Annotated in this window: 20 protein-coding genes and 1 tRNA gene; 8 read left to right on the top strand and 13 right to left on the bottom strand. The window is 70.6% G+C overall.

What is annotated here, in order from left to right; translation table 11 throughout:
* The 5 genes from MKK52_RS01190 to MKK52_RS01170 all read right to left on the bottom strand — a co-directional run.
* On the bottom strand, positions 1 to 563 hold a 563-nt coding region (locus tag MKK52_RS01190; protein ID WP_243951920.1), incomplete at its 3' end, for a hypothetical protein.
* A gap of 200 nt (positions 564 to 763) precedes the next feature.
* On the bottom strand, positions 764 to 985 hold the full coding sequence (locus MKK52_RS01185) for a helix-turn-helix transcriptional regulator (protein ID WP_243951919.1): 222 nt from the start codon (positions 983 to 985) through the stop codon (positions 764 to 766).
* A 90-nt stretch (positions 986 to 1,075) separates the two neighbouring features.
* Positions 1,076 to 1,651 carry a hypothetical protein gene (locus tag MKK52_RS01180; RefSeq protein WP_243951918.1) on the bottom strand — a complete coding sequence of 192 codons (576 nt, stop codon included), beginning with the start codon at positions 1,649 to 1,651 and terminating at the stop codon, positions 1,076 to 1,078.
* A 12-nt stretch (positions 1,652 to 1,663) separates the two neighbouring features.
* Complete coding sequence (locus MKK52_RS01175; RefSeq protein WP_243951917.1) at positions 1,664 to 2,848, bottom strand: tyrosine-type recombinase/integrase; 1,185 nt, start codon at positions 2,846 to 2,848, stop codon at positions 1,664 to 1,666.
* Between the two features lie 143 nt (positions 2,849 to 2,991).
* A tRNA-Ser gene (locus MKK52_RS01170) sits at positions 2,992 to 3,081 on the bottom strand.
* A 229-nt stretch (positions 3,082 to 3,310) separates the two neighbouring features.
* Between MKK52_RS01170 and MKK52_RS01165 the strand changes: the two genes are divergently transcribed.
* From MKK52_RS01165 to MKK52_RS01155, 3 genes are all read left to right on the top strand, one after another.
* Positions 3,311 to 5,458: a xanthine dehydrogenase family protein molybdopterin-binding subunit gene (locus MKK52_RS01165; RefSeq protein WP_409564596.1), complete on the top strand. Its 2,148-nt coding sequence runs from the start codon at positions 3,311 to 3,313 to the stop codon at positions 5,456 to 5,458.
* A gap of 261 nt (positions 5,459 to 5,719) precedes the next feature.
* A complete protein-coding gene (gene mdoH / locus MKK52_RS01160; protein WP_279597568.1) occupies positions 5,720 to 7,603 on the top strand; it encodes a glucans biosynthesis glucosyltransferase MdoH in 1,884 nt (627 codons plus the stop codon).
* Between the two features lie 231 nt (positions 7,604 to 7,834).
* Positions 7,835 to 8,500, top strand: coding sequence for a L,D-transpeptidase (locus MKK52_RS01155; RefSeq protein ID WP_243951916.1), 666 nt, complete (start codon positions 7,835 to 7,837; stop codon positions 8,498 to 8,500).
* A gap of 63 nt (positions 8,501 to 8,563) precedes the next feature.
* On the opposite strand, the gene deoA is transcribed toward MKK52_RS01155, so the two are convergent.
* From deoA to MKK52_RS01120, 7 genes are all read right to left on the bottom strand, one after another.
* Entirely contained in the window at positions 8,564 to 9,859 is a 1,296-nt protein-coding gene (gene deoA, locus MKK52_RS01150; RefSeq protein ID WP_243951915.1) for a thymidine phosphorylase, read from the bottom strand.
* A gap of 2 nt (positions 9,860 to 9,861) precedes the next feature.
* The gene (deoC, locus tag MKK52_RS01145) at positions 9,862 to 10,593 is read right to left on the bottom strand and encodes a deoxyribose-phosphate aldolase (RefSeq protein ID WP_243951914.1); all 732 of its coding nucleotides are present in this window, start codon (positions 10,591 to 10,593) and stop codon (positions 9,862 to 9,864) included.
* Positions 10,590 to 11,408 carry a purine-nucleoside phosphorylase gene (locus tag MKK52_RS01140; protein WP_243951913.1) on the bottom strand — a complete coding sequence of 273 codons (819 nt, stop codon included), beginning with the start codon at positions 11,406 to 11,408 and terminating at the stop codon, positions 10,590 to 10,592. The genes deoC and MKK52_RS01140 overlap by 4 nt, the downstream gene beginning before the upstream one ends.
* Complete coding sequence (cdd, locus tag MKK52_RS01135) at positions 11,405 to 11,821, bottom strand: cytidine deaminase (RefSeq protein WP_243951912.1); 417 nt, start codon at positions 11,819 to 11,821, stop codon at positions 11,405 to 11,407. The genes MKK52_RS01140 and cdd overlap by 4 nt, the downstream gene beginning before the upstream one ends.
* 42 nt (positions 11,822 to 11,863) lie before the next feature.
* The gene (locus MKK52_RS01130; RefSeq protein WP_243951911.1) at positions 11,864 to 12,610 is read right to left on the bottom strand and encodes an anti-sigma factor family protein; all 747 of its coding nucleotides are present in this window, start codon (positions 12,608 to 12,610) and stop codon (positions 11,864 to 11,866) included.
* Positions 12,611 to 12,688: 78 nt separating this feature from the next.
* On the bottom strand, positions 12,689 to 13,285 hold the full coding sequence (locus MKK52_RS01125) for a sigma-70 family RNA polymerase sigma factor (protein WP_243951910.1): 597 nt from the start codon (positions 13,283 to 13,285) through the stop codon (positions 12,689 to 12,691).
* Between the two features lie 39 nt (positions 13,286 to 13,324).
* Complete coding sequence (locus MKK52_RS01120; RefSeq protein ID WP_243951909.1) at positions 13,325 to 14,449, bottom strand: patatin-like phospholipase family protein; 1,125 nt, start codon at positions 14,447 to 14,449, stop codon at positions 13,325 to 13,327.
* A gap of 240 nt (positions 14,450 to 14,689) precedes the next feature.
* On the opposite strand from MKK52_RS01120, the gene MKK52_RS01115 reads away from it, so the two are divergent.
* The 3 genes from MKK52_RS01115 to MKK52_RS01105 are packed head-to-tail and all read left to right on the top strand — an operon-like array spanning position 14,690 to position 16,475.
* On the top strand, positions 14,690 to 15,850 hold the full coding sequence (locus MKK52_RS01115; RefSeq protein WP_243951908.1) for an iron-containing alcohol dehydrogenase: 1,161 nt from the start codon (positions 14,690 to 14,692) through the stop codon (positions 15,848 to 15,850).
* Positions 15,851 to 15,909: 59 nt separating this feature from the next.
* On the top strand, positions 15,910 to 16,194 hold the full coding sequence (locus tag MKK52_RS01110; RefSeq protein ID WP_243951907.1) for a CopG family ribbon-helix-helix protein: 285 nt from the start codon (positions 15,910 to 15,912) through the stop codon (positions 16,192 to 16,194).
* Entirely contained in the window at positions 16,182 to 16,475 is a 294-nt protein-coding gene (locus tag MKK52_RS01105; protein WP_243951906.1) for a type II toxin-antitoxin system RelE/ParE family toxin, read from the top strand. Before MKK52_RS01110 ends, MKK52_RS01105 begins: the two co-directional genes overlap by 13 nt.
* 62 nt (positions 16,476 to 16,537) lie before the next feature.
* Here the strand turns inward: MKK52_RS01105 and MKK52_RS01100 are convergent, their stop codons facing one another.
* Complete coding sequence (locus MKK52_RS01100) at positions 16,538 to 17,779, bottom strand: ABC transporter substrate-binding protein (protein WP_243951905.1); 1,242 nt, start codon at positions 17,777 to 17,779, stop codon at positions 16,538 to 16,540.
* Between the two features lie 256 nt (positions 17,780 to 18,035).
* Here MKK52_RS01100 and cpaB point away from each other — a divergent pair, with 256 nt between their 5' ends.
* Both cpaB and MKK52_RS01090 read left to right on the top strand, forming a co-directional pair.
* Positions 18,036 to 18,848 (top strand): Flp pilus assembly protein CpaB, encoded by an 813-nt coding sequence (gene cpaB / locus MKK52_RS01095; protein WP_243951904.1) that lies wholly within the window; start codon positions 18,036 to 18,038, stop codon positions 18,846 to 18,848.
* A gap of 35 nt (positions 18,849 to 18,883) precedes the next feature.
* The gene (locus MKK52_RS01090; RefSeq protein ID WP_243951903.1) at positions 18,884 to 20,425 is read left to right on the top strand and encodes a type II and III secretion system protein family protein; all 1,542 of its coding nucleotides are present in this window, start codon (positions 18,884 to 18,886) and stop codon (positions 20,423 to 20,425) included.
* Positions 20,426 to 20,447: the final 22 nt, after the last annotated feature.

Raw genomic sequence — 20,447 nt, 5'->3', positions numbered from 1 at the left:
ATACCAGCTTGGCGCCATTCGTCGTGCTCGGTCAGCGCGTACATCGCCGCCGCTTCAAGACAGTCGATCTCCGTCTCGCAGAGATGTTCGAGAGCGGCCGTCATTACGATGGACAAGCCTAGCGCACTCACCTCTGCCATGAGGGTGTCATTGACCCACGCGGTGGCCAGCACTTGGTTGTCGCCGATGATGTCCAAGAGGAAGTCGGCGCGGTCGATCCACCGCGAACAGTTGAGAATGCCGGTCGTCCATGCTTCGACCGGTATGTCGGCCTCCATCCCAGCTACCTTAGGGTAGGCAGGCTCCTTCGGCCTCGGCAGTGGCGAGTGCGGCACGTTGTGACCGCCGTAGTTCTCAAAGCGAGGACAACCACTCAGACGCCTTGCATCCGCCACGAAACGGCAGCGCTCGGCGGCATCATGGATGCCTGCCATCACTGCGGTCCCCTCCATATCGAACAGGAAGTGATCGGGGTCGGATGATGCATCCGACGACGGCTTAAAGACCGGGACGGATACGCCATAAGCGGTCGGGAACATGCCGTAGGGATTGCGAGCGCTCATCGCTGCGCCCTCCATGTGTCGAGGACGGGATAAGCAAGCTCGGCCAGCATCGCCGCCGTCGCGGGCGGGAGGCCAAAGCGGTGGATCAGAATACAGGCTTGAAGAGGGGCGTGATCTGGCGCATATCTCTCAACGCTGACTTGCCGGAAAGCATTTGAGAGACCCGCCGTCGCCCCGCGATGCGCGGGTTTCTTCATGGCTCAAGCAGCCTCCGCCAGAGAGTTGAGATAGCCACGGATGCTGTCCGCGAGGATCAGCGTCCGCGCGCCAGCCTTGATCGCGCGAAGCTTGTCCTTCGCAATCAGGTCGTAGACGGTCGTTCGGCCAAGGCCTGTCGCATAGCAGGTCTCGGGGATCGTATAGGCAAGCTTCTCCACTGGCGTGCGCGGGTTGTCCGCGCCGCTCTGAACCGAATAGTTCATGGCTGCACCTAATGTTTGGCCGCGCCGCATTCGGGCGGGTACAGACGGATACTTGTCGGCGTGAGTTTAGGGATCAAGCAACTAAAAGGGTCACGCCTGGGTCTGACCCTTTTTCTCCTTGATCAGTGCTTTGATTTCTCGCCGGATTGTCGGCCAGCCAAAACCTTCGGTATCGGCGTCCACGCCAGCCCGCTTCCGCACGCCAGACTCTATACGCTGCGCGAACTTATCACTGTTCTTTAGAACGAGACCCTTCGCCTGTGCCTCATCCTGTATGATTGAGCGAAGTATTTTATTTTTGTTCGCTGCGGTTTCTGATCTTGGTCTATTTGCAATTTCTGAACTAATCACGCCTGCGTAACCCGCGCCATTGTGGCTGCCGACTTCAAGCATCGAGTCGACAAGGCGCATGAGACGAAACTTAAGCACCCATTTAGGGACTTGGCCGTCGTGACTAATTTCTATAAGATGCATCAGCTGATCGATAATGCGGCGAGCGTCTTTAATTCGCGCCGACATTTGCATCTTGGTTGCGGTATCAACCCTATCAGAGCGCTCAATATCTTTCGATATTGATTTTAGCCTCTTAATGATGCGCCGCGAAGCGTCGCGTTCGTCTTTCAGGCCACTACTTACGAGTGCAGCTAGATCGTACCCGTAGTCCATTTTCGAGCACTCCTAGGCTGATGCTCGGACAAACTCAGCCCAAGACGCCATCAATTCGCGCCGCTTCTCCAAGAGATCGCCGCGCCGATAGGCCCGCTCAACCTTCGACTCGACGGTATGGGCGAGCGCCATTTCGACCACCTCGGACGGGAAGTCGGTGGTCTCCGAGGCCCAATCCCGGAAGCTGCTGCGGAAGCCGTGGACGGTGATGTCCTCGCGCTCCATCCGCCGGAGCAGAACCAGCATGGCCATATTGGAAAGGGGCTTACCGCGTCGGCCGCTAGGGAAGACGTAGGTCGCATCTTGGCCCTTCATCTCCGCGAGGATGGCCAGCGCTGCTGACGAGAGCGGTACGCGGTGTTCGGCCCCGGCCTTCATCCGCTCGGCCGGGACGATCCAGATCCCAGCATCCAAATCGACCTCAGACCACCGTACCCCTAGCGCCTCGCCTGTCCGGGCCGCCGTGAGGATCGTGAAGGTCATCAGCTTTGCAGCGACGCCCGTCTGCTCGGCGAGCGACTTCATGAACGCAGGCACCTGCGCGAAGGGAAGCGCGGCGTGGTGCTCAACCTTCTGCACCCGCGACCGCTTCGGCAGCAGGTTGGCAAGGTGGCCCTTCCATCGCGCCGGGTTCTCACCGCGCCGGTAGCTATGAGTCGTCGCCCAATCGAGGATCGCTTCGACTCGGCCGCGCACCCGCGTTGCTGTTTCGGCCTTCGTCGTCCAAATCGGCTGCAGCGCCTGCATCACCAAGCCGGTATCGACGGCCGCGACGGGAAGATCGCCGAATATGGGAAAGGCGTAGGCTTCGAGCGTCGCCGTCCACTGTGCCGCATGCTTCGCGTTGCGCCAGCCGGCCTTATGCGCCTCGATGTATCGCTCGGCGCAGGTTCGGAAGGTGATTGCCTTCGCGGCCTCAATCGCCGCGTCCTGGCGCTGGCCGCGCCGCATCTCGATAGGGTCGATGCCTTCGTAGCAGAGCTTGCGACAGGTCAGTGCCTTGTCGCGTGCCTCAGCCAGCGTGAACGTGCCTGCCGAGCCGAGCCCCATCTCACGCGACTTGCCGCGCAGCGTGAAGCGGAAGATCCAGCTTTTCGAGCCCTTACTCGTCACCTGAAGCCAAAGGCCGCCGCCGTCCCCGTACATGCCGGGGGTCTTCAGCTTGGCGACCCCAAGGGCGGTGAGCTTGCCAGCCATGTCTAGTTCACCCACGCGGCTACCCACATGGCAGTCGCGAATTTGGGCGAACGCGTGCGAACCCCGGCGGTTCCCCGCCGTGGTGAAAACACTGTGATTTCCGGGGTTTAGCGGACGCTGGCGAACTTCAGCGAACGGGTAACTGGCGGAGAGGGGGGGATTCGAACCCCCGATGGGCTTGCACCCATGCCGCATTTCGAGTGCGGTGCATTCAACCGCTCTGCCACCTCTCCAGCCCAGCTCGGACAGGACACCAGGGTGCCCCAACCGGAACCGTGCGCCGCCGAGACGGGGTCGGCACGGGGCGCGACCGTCGAACTCTGCGGATAGGCGCTCATAATCGCCCGGGGCGCCGAGGGCAAGGGCTTGGTGCGCGGGTTCCGTCCCGAGTCTCGGCGCCGCAAGGCGGAGCCCCCGGCGGGGCTGGCCGGTTGCTGTCGGCACGGGATGCGGGAGGCGGCGATGGAAGCGGTGCTGGGCAAGAGCCACAGCCGGGTCGAGGGGGCCGCCAAGGTCACCGGCACGGCCGTCTATGCCTCCGATACCCCTCGGCGGGACACCGGGGCCGCGATGGCCCATGCCGCCCTCGTCACCAGCACCATCGCCCGGGGGCGGATCGTCGGGTTCGATCTCGCCGCCGCGCATGCGGTGCCGGGCGTGCTCGCCGTGTTCTCCCATCGCGAGTGCGCCGGCCGCGTCGCCCCCGTGACGCACCTGATGGCCGGCGGCTACGTCAACTCCTCGCACCGGCCGCTCGACTCCGATGCGGTCGCCTATGCCGGGCAGATCGTCGCCCTCGTGGTCGCCGAGACCTCCGAGGCCGCCGCCGCCGGGGCCGCCGCCGTGCGGGTCGCCTACGACGAGGCGCCGGCGTCCGCCGGGTTCGATGCGCCCGGCGCCGAGACCATCCGCCTCGCCGACCTGAAGGCTCAGCACGAGGATGTCCGCGTCGGCGATGCGGAGGCGGCGCTGGGGGCCTCGGCCCACCGGATCGAGGCGCGCTACGCCACGCCGATCCAGCACCACAACCCCATCGAGTTGTTCACCACCCGCTGCGCCTGGGAGGGCGACCGGCTCACCGTGCACGAGCCGACACGTTACGTCGGCGCCGTGCAGCATGGGCTCGCGGCCCAGCTCGGGCTCGATCCGGCCAACGTGCGCGTGGTCTCGGGGCTGATCGGCGGGCATTTCGGCTCGAAATTCGCCCTGTCGCAACACACGGCCCTCGTTGCGCTCGCCGCGCGGCACCTCGGGCGACCGGTCTCGCTGGTGCCGACGCGGCGGCAATGCTTCACCATCGCCAATTACCGGCCGGAATCGCGCCACGACATCCGCCTCACCGCCGATGCGGAGGGACGCCTCACGGCTCTTGTCCATGAGGCCGAGGTGGTGACCTCGCGCTTCGATCCCTTCGCCATGGAGGGCGCCGACGTCACCGCGAGTCTCTATGCCTGCCCAGCGATCCGCACGGAGGAGCGGGCGGTGCGGGTGGACCGCAACACGCCCGGGCCAATGCGGGCGCCGCCGGAGGTGCCGTATCTCTTCGCCCTCGAGAGCGCGATGGACGAGATGGCGTGGCGCCTCGGCCTCGATCCGATCGAGCTGCGCCGCCGCAACGACACGGCGCGCGATCCCGTCAGCGGCAAGCCCTTCACCTCGCGCCCGCTGATGGCCTGCTTCGAGGCCGGGGCGAAGGCCTTCGGCTGGGAGCGGCGCCTGCCGCGCCCCGGCGCCATGCAGGAGGGGCCGTGGCGGGTCGGCCTCGGCTGCGCCACCTCGGTGCGCCCGGTGAAGATCGCCGCCGCGACGATCCGGGTCCGCCGCAACGCCGACGGCACGGTCGAGGTCGCCACCGCCCACCACGAGATCGGCAACGGCATCACGACGCTGCTGGCCATGGGCGCCGCCGAATGGCTCGGCGTCCCCGTCGAACGGGTGAGTGTCCATCTCGGCGACACCGATCTGCCGCCGGCCGGCATCTCCGGCGGGTCGAGCACCACCACAAGCCTGATGAACGCCCTCTCCCTCGGCTGCGCGCAGTTGCGCGACAAGCTCGCCAAGGCGCCGGAGGGAGAGGCGGTGGAGGTCGTGGCCGCGTTCGTGCCACGCGGCAGCAAGCCGGATGCACTGAAGGCGTTGCGCGAGGGCCATATCGGCCTGACCCTGCCGGACGATGCCCTGTCGTGGGCCTTCGGCGCGCAATTCGCGGAGGTGCATGTCCATGCCGAGACCGGGGAGATCCGGGTGCCCCGGCTCACCGGCGCCTTCGCGGCGGGGCGGGTGCTGAACCCACTCACCGCCCTCAGCCAGTTGAAGGGCGGGATGATCTGGGGCCTCGGCTCGGCCCTGCTGGAGGAGACGGTGCTCGACGGGGCGGCCTACCGCAACCCGGACCTCGCCGAATACCTCGTGCCAACCAGCGCCGACGCGCAGACAGTGGAGGCCATCCTCGTGCCGGACCCGGACGAGCGGGTGAACCCGCTCGGCGTGAAGGGCCTCGGCGAGCTGGGTGTCATCGGGGTGAACGCGGCCATCGCCAACGCAGTGTACCACGCCACCGGGCACCGTCAGCGCAGCCTTCCGATCCGCATCGAGGACATGATCGCCTGAAAACGACCGCCCGCGTCGGAAAGTCCCGCCCGAACGGCAGCTTGCGCCGTCGTTCTGTCGATATTCAGGCCGATGCCGCTACCCAAAGTTTGACCGGCCGCCCGGTGCAAGGCATCGCGGCGGCGGCATGGGGGGATCGATCGGTCGGCTTCCGGCGATGCGCCGGGGGTGCGGGGTCTTCGCCCTGCGCCGATCGTTCCGTCCCACGGCGCCCGCCCGGTTGGTGCGCCGCATGCCCGCCTCGGTCGAGTATCCGCGCCCATGTCCCACAGCGCCCTTCCTGACCGCGACCCGCCCGCCGCCTCGCCCCTGCGCGAGGCGTGGCATGGGGCGCCGCGCGCCCTCATGGGGCGCCGCCTCGCCCTGGCCGTGCCGAGCCTCGCCACCGCCGCGGCCATCGCGTGGCTCGCCTCGCATGTCTACCCGGCGGTGGATGCGCTCTCGACGGCGGTGCTCGTCACCTTCTCCCTGGTCCTGGGCTGGCACGCCTTCACCGCCTGGCAGTACCTCTACGGCTTCCTCGCCGGCCTGTTCGGCGACCGGACGATCTCGGCGCTGGAGCGCGCCTCCGAGGCGGCAGGCCCCCTGCCGCAGGGCGCGGGGCGGACGGCGGCCATCGTGGCGATCCATGCGGAGGATGCGGTCGCGGTGTTCGCCCGGCTGCGGGTGATGGCCCGTTCCCTGGCGCGGGAGGGCACGGCCGACATCGACATCTTCGTCCTGTCGGACACCCGCGACGGCGCCATCGCCGCCGTGGAGGAGCACGAATTCGCCCGCATCCAGGCCTGGGCGGCGGCGGACCCGGCCCTGCCGCGCATCCGCTACCGGCGGCGCCGGGAGAATGTCGGGCGCAAGGCCGGCAACGTCGCGGAGTTCTGCGCGAGCCACGGCCAGGACTACGCCTTCATGATCGTGCTGGACGCCGACAGCCTGATGACCGGTGCGGCGATGACCCGCCTCGTCCGGCTGATCCAGGCGAGCCCGAAGGTCGGGCTGATCCAGACCGTCTCCTACGCCGCCGGCCGCGACACGCTGTTCGCCCGCGTGCAGCAATTCGCGGTGCGGCTCTACGCGCCGCTGGCCCTGCGCTGCCTGGAGACGTGGCAGGGGCCGGAGGGCAGCTACTGGGGCCACAACGCGATCCTGCGGATCGAGGCCTTCGCTGCCCATGCCGGCCTGCCGGTGCTCCCCGGCCGCGCGCCGCTGGGCGGCGAGATCCTGTGCCACGACATCGTGGAAGGCGCGCTGATGGTCCGCGCCGGCTGGGAGGTGCGCCTCCTGCCGGAATTCGGCGGCACCTGGGAGGAGATGCCGACGAACCTCATCGACCTGCTCGGCCGCGAGCGCCGCTGGTGCCAGGGCAACCTGCAGCACCTGCGCGTGCTGCCCTGGAAGGGCCTGCGTGGCGCGAGCCGCTGGCACATCGTGGTCGGCATCCTCTCCTACGGGGTGCTGCCCCTCTGGATCGCCTTCCTCGGCCTCGCCGCGTGGCAGGCGGCCCGCAGCGGCGATCTCGGCCTCCTGGCCTACGGGCTCGGCGGCGCGGGCCCGGCCGCCCACGCCCTGGCGGCGCTCGCCGTCGGGGTGCTGGCGGCGCCGAAGGTCCTGAGCCTCGTCCACGTGCTGGCCTCCCGCGAGCGCCGCGCCGCCTTCGGCGGCACCGGCCGGCTTCTCGCCAGCGCGGCGCTGGAGCAGGCCGTCTGGGTGTTCCTGTGGCCGGTGATGACCCTGTTCACGGCGGGCGCCGTCTGCGCGACCTTCCTCGGCAAGGTGGTGCGCTGGGAAACGCAGGCCCGCGACGACCGGCAGGTCTCCTGGGCCGAGGCGTTCCGCCTGCAGGTGGATGCGGTGGTGGTGGGCGCCACGATGCTCCTCGGCCTCGCCTGGGCGGGCAACCTCTGGCTCGGCCTGTGGCTCGCCCCCGTCGCCCTGGCGCTCCTGACCAGCCCGGCCCAGAGCGTTTGGACCAGCCGCTCCGACCTCGGCCGCGCGGCGCGGGCGCGGGGCCTGTTTCTGACGGCGGACGACACCGCCCAGGCGCCGGAGCTGGCGGAGCTCACGCAGATCCGCGGCATCCCCGCCGGCCCGACCCGCACCGCCGCCCGCGAGCCCGCCGTGTGGATCCCCGCCGCCGACGAGGTGTGAAGTTCGGCAGAGCGCACGAAGCAGTCATCGCCACACTTGCAGCAACCTTATGGCCACACTGCCACAGTGTTGCCATGACATCACGGCGGCGGCGGAATGGCCCGGGGCATGGGTTTCAGGCTTGGCTTTGAGGCCGGAGCGTTTAGGCCTTGGTGAGGATCGGCACGGCATCGTGTCCGCCAGCGTTCCCGCGTTCTCCGTAATCTTTACGCCTGCCCTCGTGAGGCTTTGATGCGTCGCTTTATTCCCGCCCTCGCCGGCCTCGCCGGCGCGGCCGTTCTCGCCGCGCCCGCCTTCGCCTACGAGATCGATCCGCTGACTCGCCAGCCCATCGACAACGTACTGACGGTGCGCGTGCGGCCCCAGGGCACCGAGCCGGCCGCCGTGCCGGTGGTCAACACCGCGCTCACCACCGCCGACCCGCTCCAGCAGAGCGCGGCCGTCCCGCAGATGTCCGCGATCCAGCGCGAAACGGTGGCCTATGACGGCCCCTACGGCGCCGGAACCATCGTGGTCTCCACCGCCGAGCGGCGCCTCTACTACGTGCTCGGCGGCGGCCAAGCCCTGCGCTACGGCGTCGGCGTCGGCCGTCCTGGCTTCACCTGGGGCGGCGTCCAGACCATCACCATGAAGCGCGAGTGGCCGGATTGGCGCCCGCCGGCCGAGATGATCCGCCGCCGGCCCGATCTGCCGCGCTACATGAAAGGCGGGGTCGAAAACCCGCTCGGCGCCCGCGCCATGTATCTCGGCGGCACCATGTACCGCATCCACGGCTCGAACGAGCCGGAGACGATCGGCACCGCCGTGTCCTCGGGCTGCATCCGCATGACCAACGAGGACGTGATGGACCTCTACACCCACGCCAAGGTGGGCACGAAGGTCATCGTCCAGCGCTGATCCGCGCCACGCGGAACGGAATCAGGGGCCGGCGGCGACGCCGGCCCTTTTCTTTTGGGCGCGTCAGCCGCCGACCCGCTCGATCACCGCCGGGCGGTGCTCCTGCGGCTCGCCCATCCGGTAGGCGGCGCGCAGGGCCGCCTCGGCCCGGTCGGCACCCGCCTCGTTCGCCGCGTGGACGATCCCGAGCAGGCCCCCCGCATCGCCCGGCCGGGCGAGGTCGGTGAAGCCCACCGCCGGGTCGATGCCGTCCTGCGGCCGGGTGCGCCCGCCGCCGAGAGCGATCACCGCGAGCCCGATCTCCCGTGTCGCCACCGAGGCCACCGTGCCCGGCGCCTCCACCCGGCGGCGCACGGGCGCGGCGGGCAGATGGGCGTCCGGCCTGTCGAGGAGATCGGACGGGCCGCCCAACGCCGCGACCATCCGGGCGAAGCGCTCCGCCGCGCGGCCCGAGGCGAGGGCGTCCTCCAGCCGCGACGCCGCCTCCTCGCGGGTCGCGGCGAGGCGCCCCAGCACCAGCATCTCGGCGCCGAGCGCCAGGGTGACGGCGTGGAAGCGCGGCTCCCGCCGCCGGCCGGTGAGATACTCGACGGCGTAGGCGACCTCGCGCGCATTGCCGGCGGCCGAGGCCAGCGGCGCGTCCATGTCGGTGATGAGCGCCGTCGTCGGCAGTCCGGCGCCGACCGCCACGGACACGATGCTCTCACCGAGGGCGCGGGCCTCCGGCAGCCCTTCCATGAAGGCGCCCGAGCCCTGCTTCACGTCCATCACGAGCCCGCCGAGCCCGGCCGCGAGCTTCTTCGACAGGATCGAGGCGGTGATCAGGTCGAGGGATTCGACCGTGCCGGTCACGTCGCGGATGGCGTAGAGCCGCTTGTCGGCGGGCGCCATCCGCGCGGTCTGGCCGATGATGGCGCAGCCCACCTCGGCCACGACCCGCCGGAACAGGTCGGGATCGGGGGCGACGTCGTAGCCGGGGATGCTCGCGAGCTTGTCGAGGGTGCCGCCGGTATGGCCGAGGCCCCGGCCGGAGATCATCGGCACGTAGCCGCCACAGGCCGCCACCATCGGCGCGAGCGGCAGGCTCACCGTGTCGCCGACGCCCCCGGTCGAGTGCTTGTCGAGGACGGGCCCCGGCAGGTCCCAGGCGAGCACATCGCCGGACTGGGTCATGGCCCGCGTGAGGGCGACACGCTCCGGCACCGACAGCCGGCGGAAGAACACCGCCATGGCGAAGGCCGCCGCCTGCCCCTCCGTCACGGACCCGCCCGTCAGGCCCCGGATGAAGGCGGCGATCTCGTCCTCGGAGAGGGTGCCGCCGTCACGCTTGGCGCGGATGATCTCCTGCGGCAGGCGCATCCTCAGCCCTCCCGCACCTGCATCAGCACGCCGAACAGGTTGCTCGCCCCGAGCCGGAAGGTCGCGGGCCGCGCCCAGGCAGGGCCCATCGCCCGGTCGGCGAGCGCCAGATAGGTCCTGGCGTCGTCCAGGGTGCGCAGGCCCCCGGAGACCTTCACCCCCGCCGGCCGGCCGGAGGCCAGGACCGCATCGAGGAGGATGCGCGCGGCCTCCGGCGTCGCCGAGACCGGGCTCTTGCCGGTGGAGGTCTTCAGGAAGTCGGCCCCGGCCGCGAGCGCGAGGTCGGCGGCGGCGCGGATGGCGGCGGGACTGCGCAACTCGCCGGTCTCCAGGATGACCTTGAGCAGGGAATCGGGGCAGGTCTCGCGCACCGCCTCGATCACCTCCCGGGCCACCGCCTCGTCCCCGCGCAGGACGGCGCGATAGGGCAGGACGAGATCGATCTCCCCGGCCCCGTCGCGGCAGGCTTCGGCGGCATCGTCGGCCGCGCGGGCGGAATCCTCGTCCCCGGCGGGGAAGTTGATCACCGTCGCGATGCGGATTCCCGTGCCGGCCAGCGCCTGCGCGCCCCGCGCCACGAAGGAGGGCCAGACGCAGATCGCGGCAACACCTCCGGCGCGGGCATCCCGGCACAGGGCATCGACCTTCGTCTCGGTGCAGGTATCGCTGAGATCGGTCAGGTCCAGCAGGGCGAGCGCCCGCGTGGCGACGGCGCGGGATTCGTCGGTCGTCATGGGGTCTCTCCCGGCTCGGGCAGGGCGGCGGCGAAGGCGCGCACCAGCCGCGTGAGGTCTCCGGCGGCGGCGGCGGCCACCGCCTTGGTTTCGGCGTGGTGGGGCGCACCGCCCGCGATCCCCGCCGCGAGGTTCGTGACCGCCGAGACGGCCACGACCGGCAGGCCGAGGAAACGGGCGAGGATGGTCTCGGGCACGGTCGACATGCCCACGAGGTCGGCCCCGAGGATGCCCGCCATGCGCACTTCGGCCGGGGTCTCGAAGCTCGGGCCGGAGAACCACGCGTAGATCCCCTCGGCGAGCGGGATCCCCTCCCCCCGCGCGGCGTGCGCGAGCCGCGCGCGCAGGGCGGGGTCGTAGGCGTCGGTCATCGGCACGAAGCGGGCGTCGCTCGTCTCGCCGATCAGCGGGTGGAGGCCCGACAGGTTGATGTGGTCGGTGAGCAGGGCGAGCCGCCCTGGCCCGACCTCCGGCCGGAGCGAGCCGGCGGCGTTGGTCAGGAACAGGCAGCGCGCCCCGAGGTCGCGGGCGCAGGTCAGGGGCAGGCGCATCACGGCCGGATCGCCGGCTTCGTAGGCGTGGGCGCGGCCCTCGAAGACCAGTACCGGCCGGCCGCCGATCCGGCCCCGGTGCAGCCGTCCGCGATGCCCGCTGACGCCCGCCCCCGGAAAGCCGGGAATCACCGCGTAGTCGAGGCTCGCCGCGTCCTCCAGCCCCTCGGCCAGCGCCCCGAGCCCGGTCCCGGCCACGATGGCGCAGGCATACGGCCCCTGGAAGCCGGCCTCTCGCAGGGTCGCGAGGGCATCGCCCGTCACGAGAGGGTCTCGGGGCCGAAGGAGGCGGGAAGCAGGGCGTCGAGGGTGTGGCGGGCGAGCACCCCGCCCGGCCCGGCGGCGAAGACGGGCGTCTCGGGCCCGGCGAATTCGCGGATGCGCTGGCGGCAGGCGCCGCAGGGGGTCACGGGCACGGCCCCGTCCGCGCAGACGAGGATCGCGGCGATCCGCCTGCCGCCGGCGGCGACCATGGCGGCGATGGCCCCCGCCTCGGCGCAGGTGCCGACCGGATAGGCCGCGTTCTCGACGTTGCAGCCGGCATGGAGGGCGCCGGTCTCGTCACGCAGGGCCGCGCCGACGCTGAACCGGGAATAGGGCGCGTAGGCCCGTCGGCGGGCGGCCAGGGCCGCCTCGAATAGGGCACCGAGCCCTTCGTCTTCCGATCCCGCCCGCATGGCCCGTGTTTCGCACCAAGCGGGCTGCTCTGTCGAGGGCGCTCAGCCCCCGAGCAGGTTCGCCGCGCGCTGCAGCACCGCATCCCGCAGGGGGCCGCTCACCGCATAGGCGTTGCCGCCGGAGGTCCAGGCGAGGACGCGGCCCTCGGCGGTGTCGCCGAGCATGGCCGGGCCGGAGCGGCCGTCGGCGCGGGTGGCGAAGAGGGAGACCTCGCCGATGGATTCCGCCTCGAACGCGACCTCGATGCCGGTTCCGTGCCGGGACGGGAAGACCTGCAGGTCGCGGACCCGCCAGCCCTCCGGCAGGGGCGGCAGCTCGACCCCGGTGGCCCGGCGTAGGCGGTCGCGGTCGTAGGACGCCGCGTCCGCCGCCGTCACGAGGCGCAGATGCGCCACGGCGCGGGCTTGGCGCGCGTCCTCCACGAGGCTCGCATCGATGGGGGAGGCCAGCGTATCCGGCACGCCGAAACGGCCGATCTCGTCATGGGCGAGCCAGCCCGCGCCGACCAGCACGGCGATGGCCGCCGCCCGCTTCATCCGGGAGGCGACGCGGCCCCAGCGGAGGGAACGGTCGAGCCGCCGGGCCAAGGCGAAGTTGCGGTCCGGGCCGGGGCCGAGGCGTTCGCGGAAGCTGGCGCGCAGGGCGTCGCGGTCGTGGAAATCCGCCATGACGCGGGCCGCCGCCTCGGGATGGGCGGCCAGATGGGCCTCGATCTCGAGGCGGCGCATCGGGTCGATCTGCCCATCGACGAAGGCGATGAGATCGCTGTCTGTGATCGGATCGATCATCGGTGACATCCTAAAGTCTGCCGGTCTCCCGTCCGGCGTGACGGGCTCCCGGAAAGGGGGCGGGCGCAGCGCCCCGAGTCACGAATCGCCCACGGCCCGCCGTGGGGCGCCGTTGCCGGTGACGAGCCGCAGCGGCGGACGGGCCGGTCGGGCCGGGCCCGGCGGATCGTCCGCATCGCGGCCGAGACGCGTCCCCTCCTCGAAGGCGCGCAGGGCGGCGCGCCCGCGCCCGAGGCGGGACATCAGCGTGCCGATGGGGATGCCGAGCACGGCCGCCGCGTCGGCATAGGCCATGCCCTCGATGGTCACGAGGTGGAGCGCGGCGCGCTGCTCTTCCGGCAGGGTGGCGAAGGCTTCGCGGATCTGCGCGAGCCGCACCTGACCCTCCTGGGCGGGCGGGCTCGTCTCGTCGTGCATCCGCACGAGGGCGTCGGCGTGACGCACCTCGACCTGGCGGCGGCGCTGCTCGTCGATGAAGACGTTGTGCAGCACCGTCATCATCCAGGTGCGCAGGTTGGTGTTGGGGCGCAGCGTCCCCTTCGCCTCCAGGGCGCGCACCAGGGTGTCGTGCACGAGGTCGTCGGCCTTCAGGGCATCCCGGGTCAGCGCACGGGCATAGCGCCGGAGCGGCACCAGAAGGTCGACGATGTCCGGTAGGGCGTTCTTATCGGGCATGTGAGGTGAACGCCGCAGGGTCCGGGATTAATCCCGGCCCTATTGATAGGCCTCGCGCAGGTTGATGGTGCAGGTCTGGCCGACCTGCTCGAAATGCTGGCCGAGCCAGGCCTGGGCCGCCGCCCGCCCCTTGTCGCGCAGGCGCAGGAACACCTTCCAGCGGGCGTCGAGCTTCGAGGCCGCGTTGTAATCCTCCAGGGCGTCGGTGCCGTCGATCCGGTGGATCAGCACGCGCTCGTATCCGTTGCGGCCCAGCGTGCCCTCTTCGATCAGCCCGTCCACGAAGTCGATGGCCCGCAATTCGCGCATCAGGTTGGCGTTGAAGGTGATCTCGTTCAGCCGGTCGCGGATCTCGGCCTCGGTGCGCGGGGTCTCCCGCCGCTCGACGGGGTTGATCTGCACGAGCAGGATGTCGCGGGTCCGCGCGCCCCGGTAGAGCGGGTAGAGGGGCGGATTGCCGAGGTAGCCGCCATCCCAATAGGGCACGCCCTCGATCTCCACCGCCTGGAACACCGTGGGCAGGCAGGCCGAGGCCATCAGGTGATCGACGGTGAGGGTGTCGCGCTCGAACACGGCGAGCTTGCCGGTCCAGACATTGGTCGCCGACACGTACACCCCCGCCGTCGGCGCATCGCGCAGGCGCTCGAAATCCACCTGCTTCGCCAGGGCCTTGCGCAGCGGGTTGATGTTCAGCGGGTTCGACACGTAGGGGCTCGGCGTCAGCGCTTTGAGCCAGAACTCGGCGACGGGGTTGCCCTTCCACAGGTTGAGCAGGCCCGAGACCATGTTGCGCTGCGTCGGGCCGAGGTCGCCGTCGAGGCTCACCTCCCGCCAGAACTGCTCCAGCGCCTCGCGGGCACCGTCCGGCCCGCCCTTGACCCAGCCATCGACCATCACGACGGCGTTCATCGCCCCGGCGCTCGCGCCGGTCAGGGCCTCGAAGCCGAGCCGCCCGTCCTCGATCAGGGCATCGAGCACGCCCCAGGTGAAGGAGCCGTGCGCGCCACCGCCCTGCAGGGCCAGCGCCACCGTCTTCTCGGCCTTCGGGCCGGCGAGGACGTGGCCCGCGAAGCGCGCGGTCTCGGGGGCCACCATGTCCGGCGAATGTTCGGGGACGGCGGTGACGGGGTTGTGCGGCTGGGCGCCGTGGGGATGCTCGCTCATGTTGGCCTCCTTTCCTGGCCTGGGAAGATCGGGGGGACGCGCGCCGGCCGCAACGGGCGTTTTTGCAATGCAGCAATCCGGCACCGAACGCGCGACGGCGGGCGCGGTTCATGCCGGAAGGTGCGCCAGGGCACGGGTGAAGCCCCCGCGCTTGTCAGGATCGCCGGTTTCGCCTGGCCCTCCCGAGGCCTATGGAAACAGGGGAAAGGCCCCGCGCCGGCGGGCCGCATGGAGGAAACAATGGTCGCCTCGATCGCCCTGCCGCGTCTCATGCGCGTCGGCGCCGGAGCCTCCCGGCTCCTGCCGGAGGTGCTCGGCCAGCTCGGCCTGTCCCGTCCCTTCGTCGTCACCGACCCGTTCCTCGCCGGCAGCGGCGCGGTGGAGACCCTGACCGAGCGGCTCGCGGCCGGCGGGGTGAAGGCGCGGATCTTCTCCGAGACGGTGCCCGACCCGACGGTGACCTCGGTCGATGCGGCGCTGGCGGCGCTCCAGCAGGGCGATTACGATTGCGTCGTCGGCTTCGGCGGCGGCTCGCCGATGGACACGGCCAAGGCGGTGGCGGTGCTGGCCCGGCACGGCGGCCCGATGCGCCGCTACAAGGCGCCCCACCTGCAGGAGGAGGCGGGCCTGCCCATCGTGGCGATCCCGACCACCGCCGGCACCGGATCGGAGGCGACGCGCTTCACCATCGTCACCGACGAGGCCAACGACGAGAAGATGCTCTGCATCGGCCTCGCCTACCTGCCGGTGGCGGCGCTGGTCGATTACGAGCTGACGCTGACCAAGCCCAAGCGCCTCACGGCCGACACGGGCATCGACGCCCTGACCCATGCCATCGAGGCCTATGTCTCGCGGCGGTCGAACCTCTTCTCGGACGGGCTCGCCCTGCAGGCGATGGGGCTGATCGCCCCGAACCTGCGCCGGGTCTGGACCGATCCCGGCGACCGCGCCGCCCGCGAGGCGATGATGCTCGGCGCGACCCAGGCCGGCATCGCCTTCTCGAACGCGTCCGTGGCGCTGGTCCACGGGATGAGCCGGCCGATCGGCGCGCATTTCCACGTGGCGCACGGCCTGTCGAACGCGATGCTGCTGCCGGCGGTGACGGCCTTCTCGGCCCCCGGCGCCATCGACCGCTACGCCGCCTGTGCCCGGGCGATGGGGGTGAAGTGCGGCCCCGGCGACGAGGCGGCGGCCTCGGCGCTGGTCAACGAGTTGCGCGCCCTCAACGACGACCTCGACGTGCCGAGCCCGCAGGAATACGGCCTCGACGCCGCGAAATGGAACGCGCTGATCCCCATCATGGCCGAGCAGGCCCTGGCCTCGGGCTCGCCGGGCAACAACCCGCGCGTGCCGAACGCGGAGGAGATCGCCGCCCTGTACCGGGAGGTGTGGGCGGGGTAGCGGGGTCCGAGGCAGCGCGCTATCCTTGGTATTACCTTTCGATACCGAGGAGCGAGTCGATGCCCGCCACGCGCCCCGTCGCCGTGAAGCTGGACGTCGAGGTCCATGCGCGGGTGCGTGAGCTCGCCAAGGCTCAGAACCGTTCCGCGCATTACCTGATGCGCGAGGCCATCACCGAATACGTCGCCCGCGAGGAAAAGCGCGAGGCCTTCCGGCAGGAGGCTGTTGCCGCCTGGGCGACTTATGAGGCGACAGGGTTGCACCTGACCGACCGCGAAGCCGATGCCTGGATGGCGCAGCTCGAGGGCGGACAGGACGTCGAGCCGCCGGAATGTCACGACTGATCTGGTCGCCGGAGGCGCTCAAGGGCGTCCAGCGCTGCTACCGCTTCCTGGCCGACAAGAATCCCGCGGCCGCGACGCAGGCAGTGCGCGCCATCCGGGACGGGATGCGGACCATCCAGGCCCACCCGGCGGCGGGGCGCCCTGTGGCCCATCTCGCCCCCGAATTTCGCGAATGGCTGATCCCCTTCGGATCGAGCGGCTATGTCGCCCTCTATCGGGCGGACGGCGAGGGGATCGTGGTACTGGCGGTCAGGCACCAGCGGGAAGCCGGGTACGCCTAGGGGCACACCCTCGGCGTCATTGCTTCGCGTGGCTCGCAATGACGCCGAGGGTTCAAGACCTTCTACTTCCCCGCCACCAGCGGGCAGCCGCTCTCGGCTTCGGTGGCGTAGGCCTCCTTCCCGGGGATGGTGGAGACCAGCTTGTAGAGATCCCACTCGCCCTTCGAATCGGCGGGCTTCTTGATCTCGAACAGGTACATGTCGTGCACCATCAGGCCTGTCTGCTGGACGTGGCCGTTATGGGTGAACACGTCGTCCACCGGCAGGGCCTTCAGCTTGGCGTTGACCGCGTCGGTCTCGTCCGTGCCCGCCGCCTTCACCGCCTTCAGGTAGGACAACACCGCCGAATAGGTGCCGGCCTGGATCATGTTCGGCATCCGGCCGGTGCGCTTCATGAAGCGCTGGCCGAAGGCGCGGGTCTCGTCGTTGAGGTCCCAGTACCAGCCCTCGGTGAGGGTTAGGCCCTGCGCCGCCTTGATGCCGAGCCCGTGGACCTCGGACAGGGTGAAGAGCAGCGCCGCGAGCTTCTGGCCGCCATCGGTGATGCCGTATTCCGCCGCCTGCTTGATCGAGTTCGAGGTGTCGAGGCCGGCATTGGCGAGCCCGATCACCTGCGCCTTCGACCCCTGGGCCTGGAGCAGGAACGAGGAGAAGTCCTGGCCCGACAGCGGATGGCGCACCGAGCCCACCACCGAGCCGCCATTGGCCTTCACGACCGCCGAGGTGTCGTTCTCCAGCGCCGTGCCGAAGGCGTAGTCGGCGGTCAGGAAGAACCACGTCTTGCCGCCCGCCCGCGTCAGGGCCCCGCCCGTGCCGACGGCCAGCGCATGGGTGTCGTAGGCCCAATGGTAGCCGTAGGGCGTGCAGGCCTTGCCGGTGAGGTCGCTGGAGGCCGCGCCCGTCGTGATGGTGATCTTCTTCTTCTCCTTCGACAGGCCCTGCACCGCTAGCGCCACCGAGGAGGTCGTGAGTTCCATGATCGCGTCGACGCCGTCGCGGTCGTACCATTGGCGCGCGATCCCCGAGGCGATGTCGGGCTTGTTCTGGTGGTCGGCCGAGACGATCTCGATCGGCACGCCGCCGACCTTGCCGCCCATATCCTCGACGGCCATCTTCGCGGCCTCGACGGAGCCGGTGCCGCCGAACTCGGCGTAGAGGCCGGACTGATCGTTGAGGATGCCGATCTTCACCGCGTTGCCCGAATAGGCCCCCTGCGCCGGGGCCTGTGCCGCGGCGGGGCCCGAACCGAGCACCGAACCCGCGAGGGCGGCCGCGAGCGCCGCGCCGCCGATACCCTTGACCATGCGTTTCATCCCGTCGTGCTGGTATCCCCGGCCTCTGACGGGCCGAGTCGGGCGCGAGCCTAGGACAAGCGCCGGAGCCGCGCCACGGCGGCGAGCATGGGGACGTGACGGTTCCCGCCTCCTTTCGCACGGCGAGACAGGCCCCGCGGCGCATCGGTCAGCAACACTTAACCATGTTTACACCAATCGAGCGCAACTTCCGGTCATGTCCGCCGATCCGGCGCTCCGCTGACCCCCAGGCCCGACCGGAAGCCCGATGAAACCCGCCCGCCTCGCCGTCCTCGGCATCGCCCTCCTCGCGGGCAGCGGGGCGGCCTACCTCATGGGGGGCAGCCCGCCCCCACCGCCTCCCCCGCCGGAGAAGGTCGTGCAGGCGCCCCCGCCGCCCACGACCGACGTGCTGGTCGCCGCCGCCGACGAGGCGATGGGCCAGGTGCTCCAGGCCGCCGACCTGCGCTGGCAGCCCTGGCCCGAATCGGCCGTCTCTCCCGGCTTCGTGACGCGCAAGGACAAGCCCGACGCCCTGGAGACGACGGTGGGGGCCACGGTGCGCTCCCCCTTCCTCGCCGGAGAGCCGATCCGCGCGCAGAAGCTCGTGCGGCCCGAGAGCGGCTTCATGGCCGCGATCCTGCCGGCCGGCATGCGGGCGGTGGCCATCGTCACCGACAGCCGGGGCACCAACTCGGCCGGCGGCTTCATCCTGCCGAACGACCGGGTCGACGTGATCCGCACCTTCCGCGACGACGCCGCCTCGAAGAACGCGGGATCGGACGTGCAGGTCTCCCAGACGATCCTGCGCGACATCCGGGTGCTGGCCGTGGGCCAGCTCATCCAAGAGAAGAACGGCACCAACGTCGTGACGGGCGAGACCGCGACGCTGGCCCTCACGCCGCCCCAGGCCGAGACGGTGACGCTGGCCCAGAAGATCGGGTCGCTCTCCCTGGCCCTGCGCAGCCTCGCCGATGCCGGCCACACGGCCGAAGCCGAAACGCCGGTCGCCGAGGCGGCCGGTCCCGAACAGGGGCTGACCGTGGTGCGCTTCGGCATCACCCGGCAGCACACGCCGTGAGCGCCATGACGGTCCGCGACAGGAAGGCTCGCGCCATGATCACCCGCCCCGCCGCCCCGCGCCGCCTCGGCGCGCTGGCGCTCGCCGCCCTCACCGCCCTGCCGGGTCCGGCCACGGCCCAGTTGCGCGGCTCGCAGGAGCGCGGCTCCCTCGGGCCGGCGCCGGTCGTCACCGTGGGCGTGGCGGAAGCCAACACCAGCCGGAGGGTCGAGTTGACCGCCGGCCGTTCGGTCATCGTCGACCTGCCGCGCGACGCCAAGGAAGTGTTCGTCGCCAACCCCGCCGTGGCGAACGCCGTGGTGCGCTCGACCCGCAAGGTGTTCGTGATCGGCATGGCCGACGGCGCCACCACCATCTTCATCATGGATGCGGAGGGGCGCCAGATCGCCGCCCTCGACGTCACCGTCGCCCGCGACCTCAACCTCAGCACCCTGCGCGACCTGCTGCAGCAGAGCATCCCCGGCGGGCGGTTCGACGTGCGCTCCTCCGGCGCCTCGGTGCTGCTCTCCGGCTCGGTGGGCTCCTCGGCCGAGGCGCAGCAGGCCATCGACATCTCCAACGCCTTCGTCGGCCTCGGTGCCGGCGGGGCGACGGGGGGCGGCTCCACGGGCGGCGTCGCCTCCGGCGCGCGCGGCGCGGTCATCAACAACCTCACGATCCGCAACAAGGATCAGGTGATGCTGCGCGTCACCGTGATGGAGGTCTCGCGCAACGTCATCAAGCAGTTCGGCGTGAACCTGAACGGCAACTGGTCGGCCATCAACCCGCTCGGGAACATCGCCGACCCGTCCCTCACCGGCTTCAGTAACCCCACCGCCTTCCCGATCAGCGGCGGCAGCACCGGCAGCGGCCAGTTCCAGGCCTCGGCCCGGGGGGCGGGCTTCTCCCTCACCGCCACCGTGAAGGCCCTGGAGCAGGCCGGCGTCTCGCGCATCCTCGCCGAGCCGACCCTCACCGCGATCTCCGGCGAGGCGGCGAAGTTCCTGGCGGGCGGCGAGTTCCCAGTGCCGTCCTCAGCGGCCTGCACCACCGGCGTCTGCACGCCGGGCATCGAGTTCAAGCAATACGGCGTCGCGCTGTCGTTCACGCCCGTCGTGCTGGCGGACAACCGCATCTCGATCCGCGTCGCCACCGACGTGACCGAGATCGACCCGCAGCAGAGCTTCAACTTCCCGATCGGCAACGCCTCGGTCGCCGTGCCGGGCACGCGGGTCCGCCGCTCGGAGACGACGGTGGAACTGCCCTCCGGCGGCGTGATGATGACCGCCGGCCTGATCCAGCAGGTCAACAAGCAGGCCCTCACCGGCCTGCCGGGCCTGATCAACCTGCCGATCCTTGGCGCCCTGTTCCGCTCCCGCGACTACCAGCGCCAGGAGACGGAGCTGATGATCATGGTCACCCCCTACATCGCCAAGCCGGTGGAGCCGCGCCAGGCCAGCCGGCCGGACGACAACTTCGTTGACACGGCCGACACCCAGGCCGTGCTGCTCGGCCAGTTCAACCGCCTCTACGGCAAGGCCGGCGCCCCGGCGCTGGCCCCCACCTATCGCGGCCGCGTCGGCTTTATCGTCGAGTAGCCCTCAAGCGCGGCCGGAGAGC

Origin of the sequence: Methylobacterium sp. J-067, assembly GCF_022829465.1 — a bacterium.
Taxonomy (GTDB): Bacteria; Pseudomonadota; Alphaproteobacteria; order Rhizobiales; family Beijerinckiaceae; genus Methylobacterium; species Methylobacterium litchii.
Note: the sequence above shows the minus strand (reverse complement) of the source record. Positions and strands in the feature narration are given on the sequence as shown.

Bases quoted from the DNA above. Each gene is read 5' to 3' on its own strand.
- MKK52_RS01105 (WP_243951906.1), top strand. From the start codon at position 16,182: ATGTCACGACTGATCTGGTCGCCGGAGGCGCTCAAGGGCGTCCAGCGC.
- MKK52_RS01100 (WP_243951905.1), bottom strand. From the start codon at position 17,779: ATGGTCAAGGGTATCGGCGGCGCGGCGCTCGCGGCCGCCCTCGCGGGT.
- MKK52_RS01185 (WP_243951919.1), bottom strand. From the start codon at position 985: ATGAACTATTCGGTTCAGAGCGGCGCGGACAACCCGCGCACGCCAGTG.
- MKK52_RS01120 (WP_243951909.1), bottom strand. From the start codon at position 14,449: ATGAGCGAGCATCCCCACGGCGCCCAGCCGCACAACCCCGTCACCGCC.
- deoC (WP_243951914.1), bottom strand. From the start codon at position 10,593: ATGACGACCGACGAATCCCGCGCCGTCGCCACGCGGGCGCTCGCCCTG.
- MKK52_RS01125 (WP_243951910.1), bottom strand. From the start codon at position 13,285: ATGCCCGATAAGAACGCCCTACCGGACATCGTCGACCTTCTGGTGCCG.
- deoA (WP_243951915.1), bottom strand. From the start codon at position 9,859: ATGCGCCTGCCGCAGGAGATCATCCGCGCCAAGCGTGACGGCGGCACC.
- MKK52_RS01090 (WP_243951903.1), top strand. From the start codon at position 18,884: ATGATCACCCGCCCCGCCGCCCCGCGCCGCCTCGGCGCGCTGGCGCTC.
- MKK52_RS01130 (WP_243951911.1), bottom strand. From the start codon at position 12,610: ATGATCGATCCGATCACAGACAGCGATCTCATCGCCTTCGTCGATGGG.
- MKK52_RS01165 (WP_409564596.1), top strand. From the start codon at position 3,311: ATGGAAGCGGTGCTGGGCAAGAGCCACAGCCGGGTCGAGGGGGCCGCC.
- MKK52_RS01115 (WP_243951908.1), top strand. From the start codon at position 14,690: ATGGTCGCCTCGATCGCCCTGCCGCGTCTCATGCGCGTCGGCGCCGGA.
- MKK52_RS01110 (WP_243951907.1), top strand. From the start codon at position 15,910: ATGCCCGCCACGCGCCCCGTCGCCGTGAAGCTGGACGTCGAGGTCCAT.
- cdd (WP_243951912.1), bottom strand. From the start codon at position 11,821: ATGCGGGCGGGATCGGAAGACGAAGGGCTCGGTGCCCTATTCGAGGCG.
- mdoH (WP_279597568.1), top strand. From the start codon at position 5,720: ATGTCCCACAGCGCCCTTCCTGACCGCGACCCGCCCGCCGCCTCGCCC.
- cpaB (WP_243951904.1), top strand. From the start codon at position 18,036: ATGAAACCCGCCCGCCTCGCCGTCCTCGGCATCGCCCTCCTCGCGGGC.
- MKK52_RS01180 (WP_243951918.1), bottom strand. From the start codon at position 1,651: ATGGACTACGGGTACGATCTAGCTGCACTCGTAAGTAGTGGCCTGAAA.
- MKK52_RS01175 (WP_243951917.1), bottom strand. From the start codon at position 2,848: ATGGCTGGCAAGCTCACCGCCCTTGGGGTCGCCAAGCTGAAGACCCCC.
- MKK52_RS01155 (WP_243951916.1), top strand. From the start codon at position 7,835: ATGCGTCGCTTTATTCCCGCCCTCGCCGGCCTCGCCGGCGCGGCCGTT.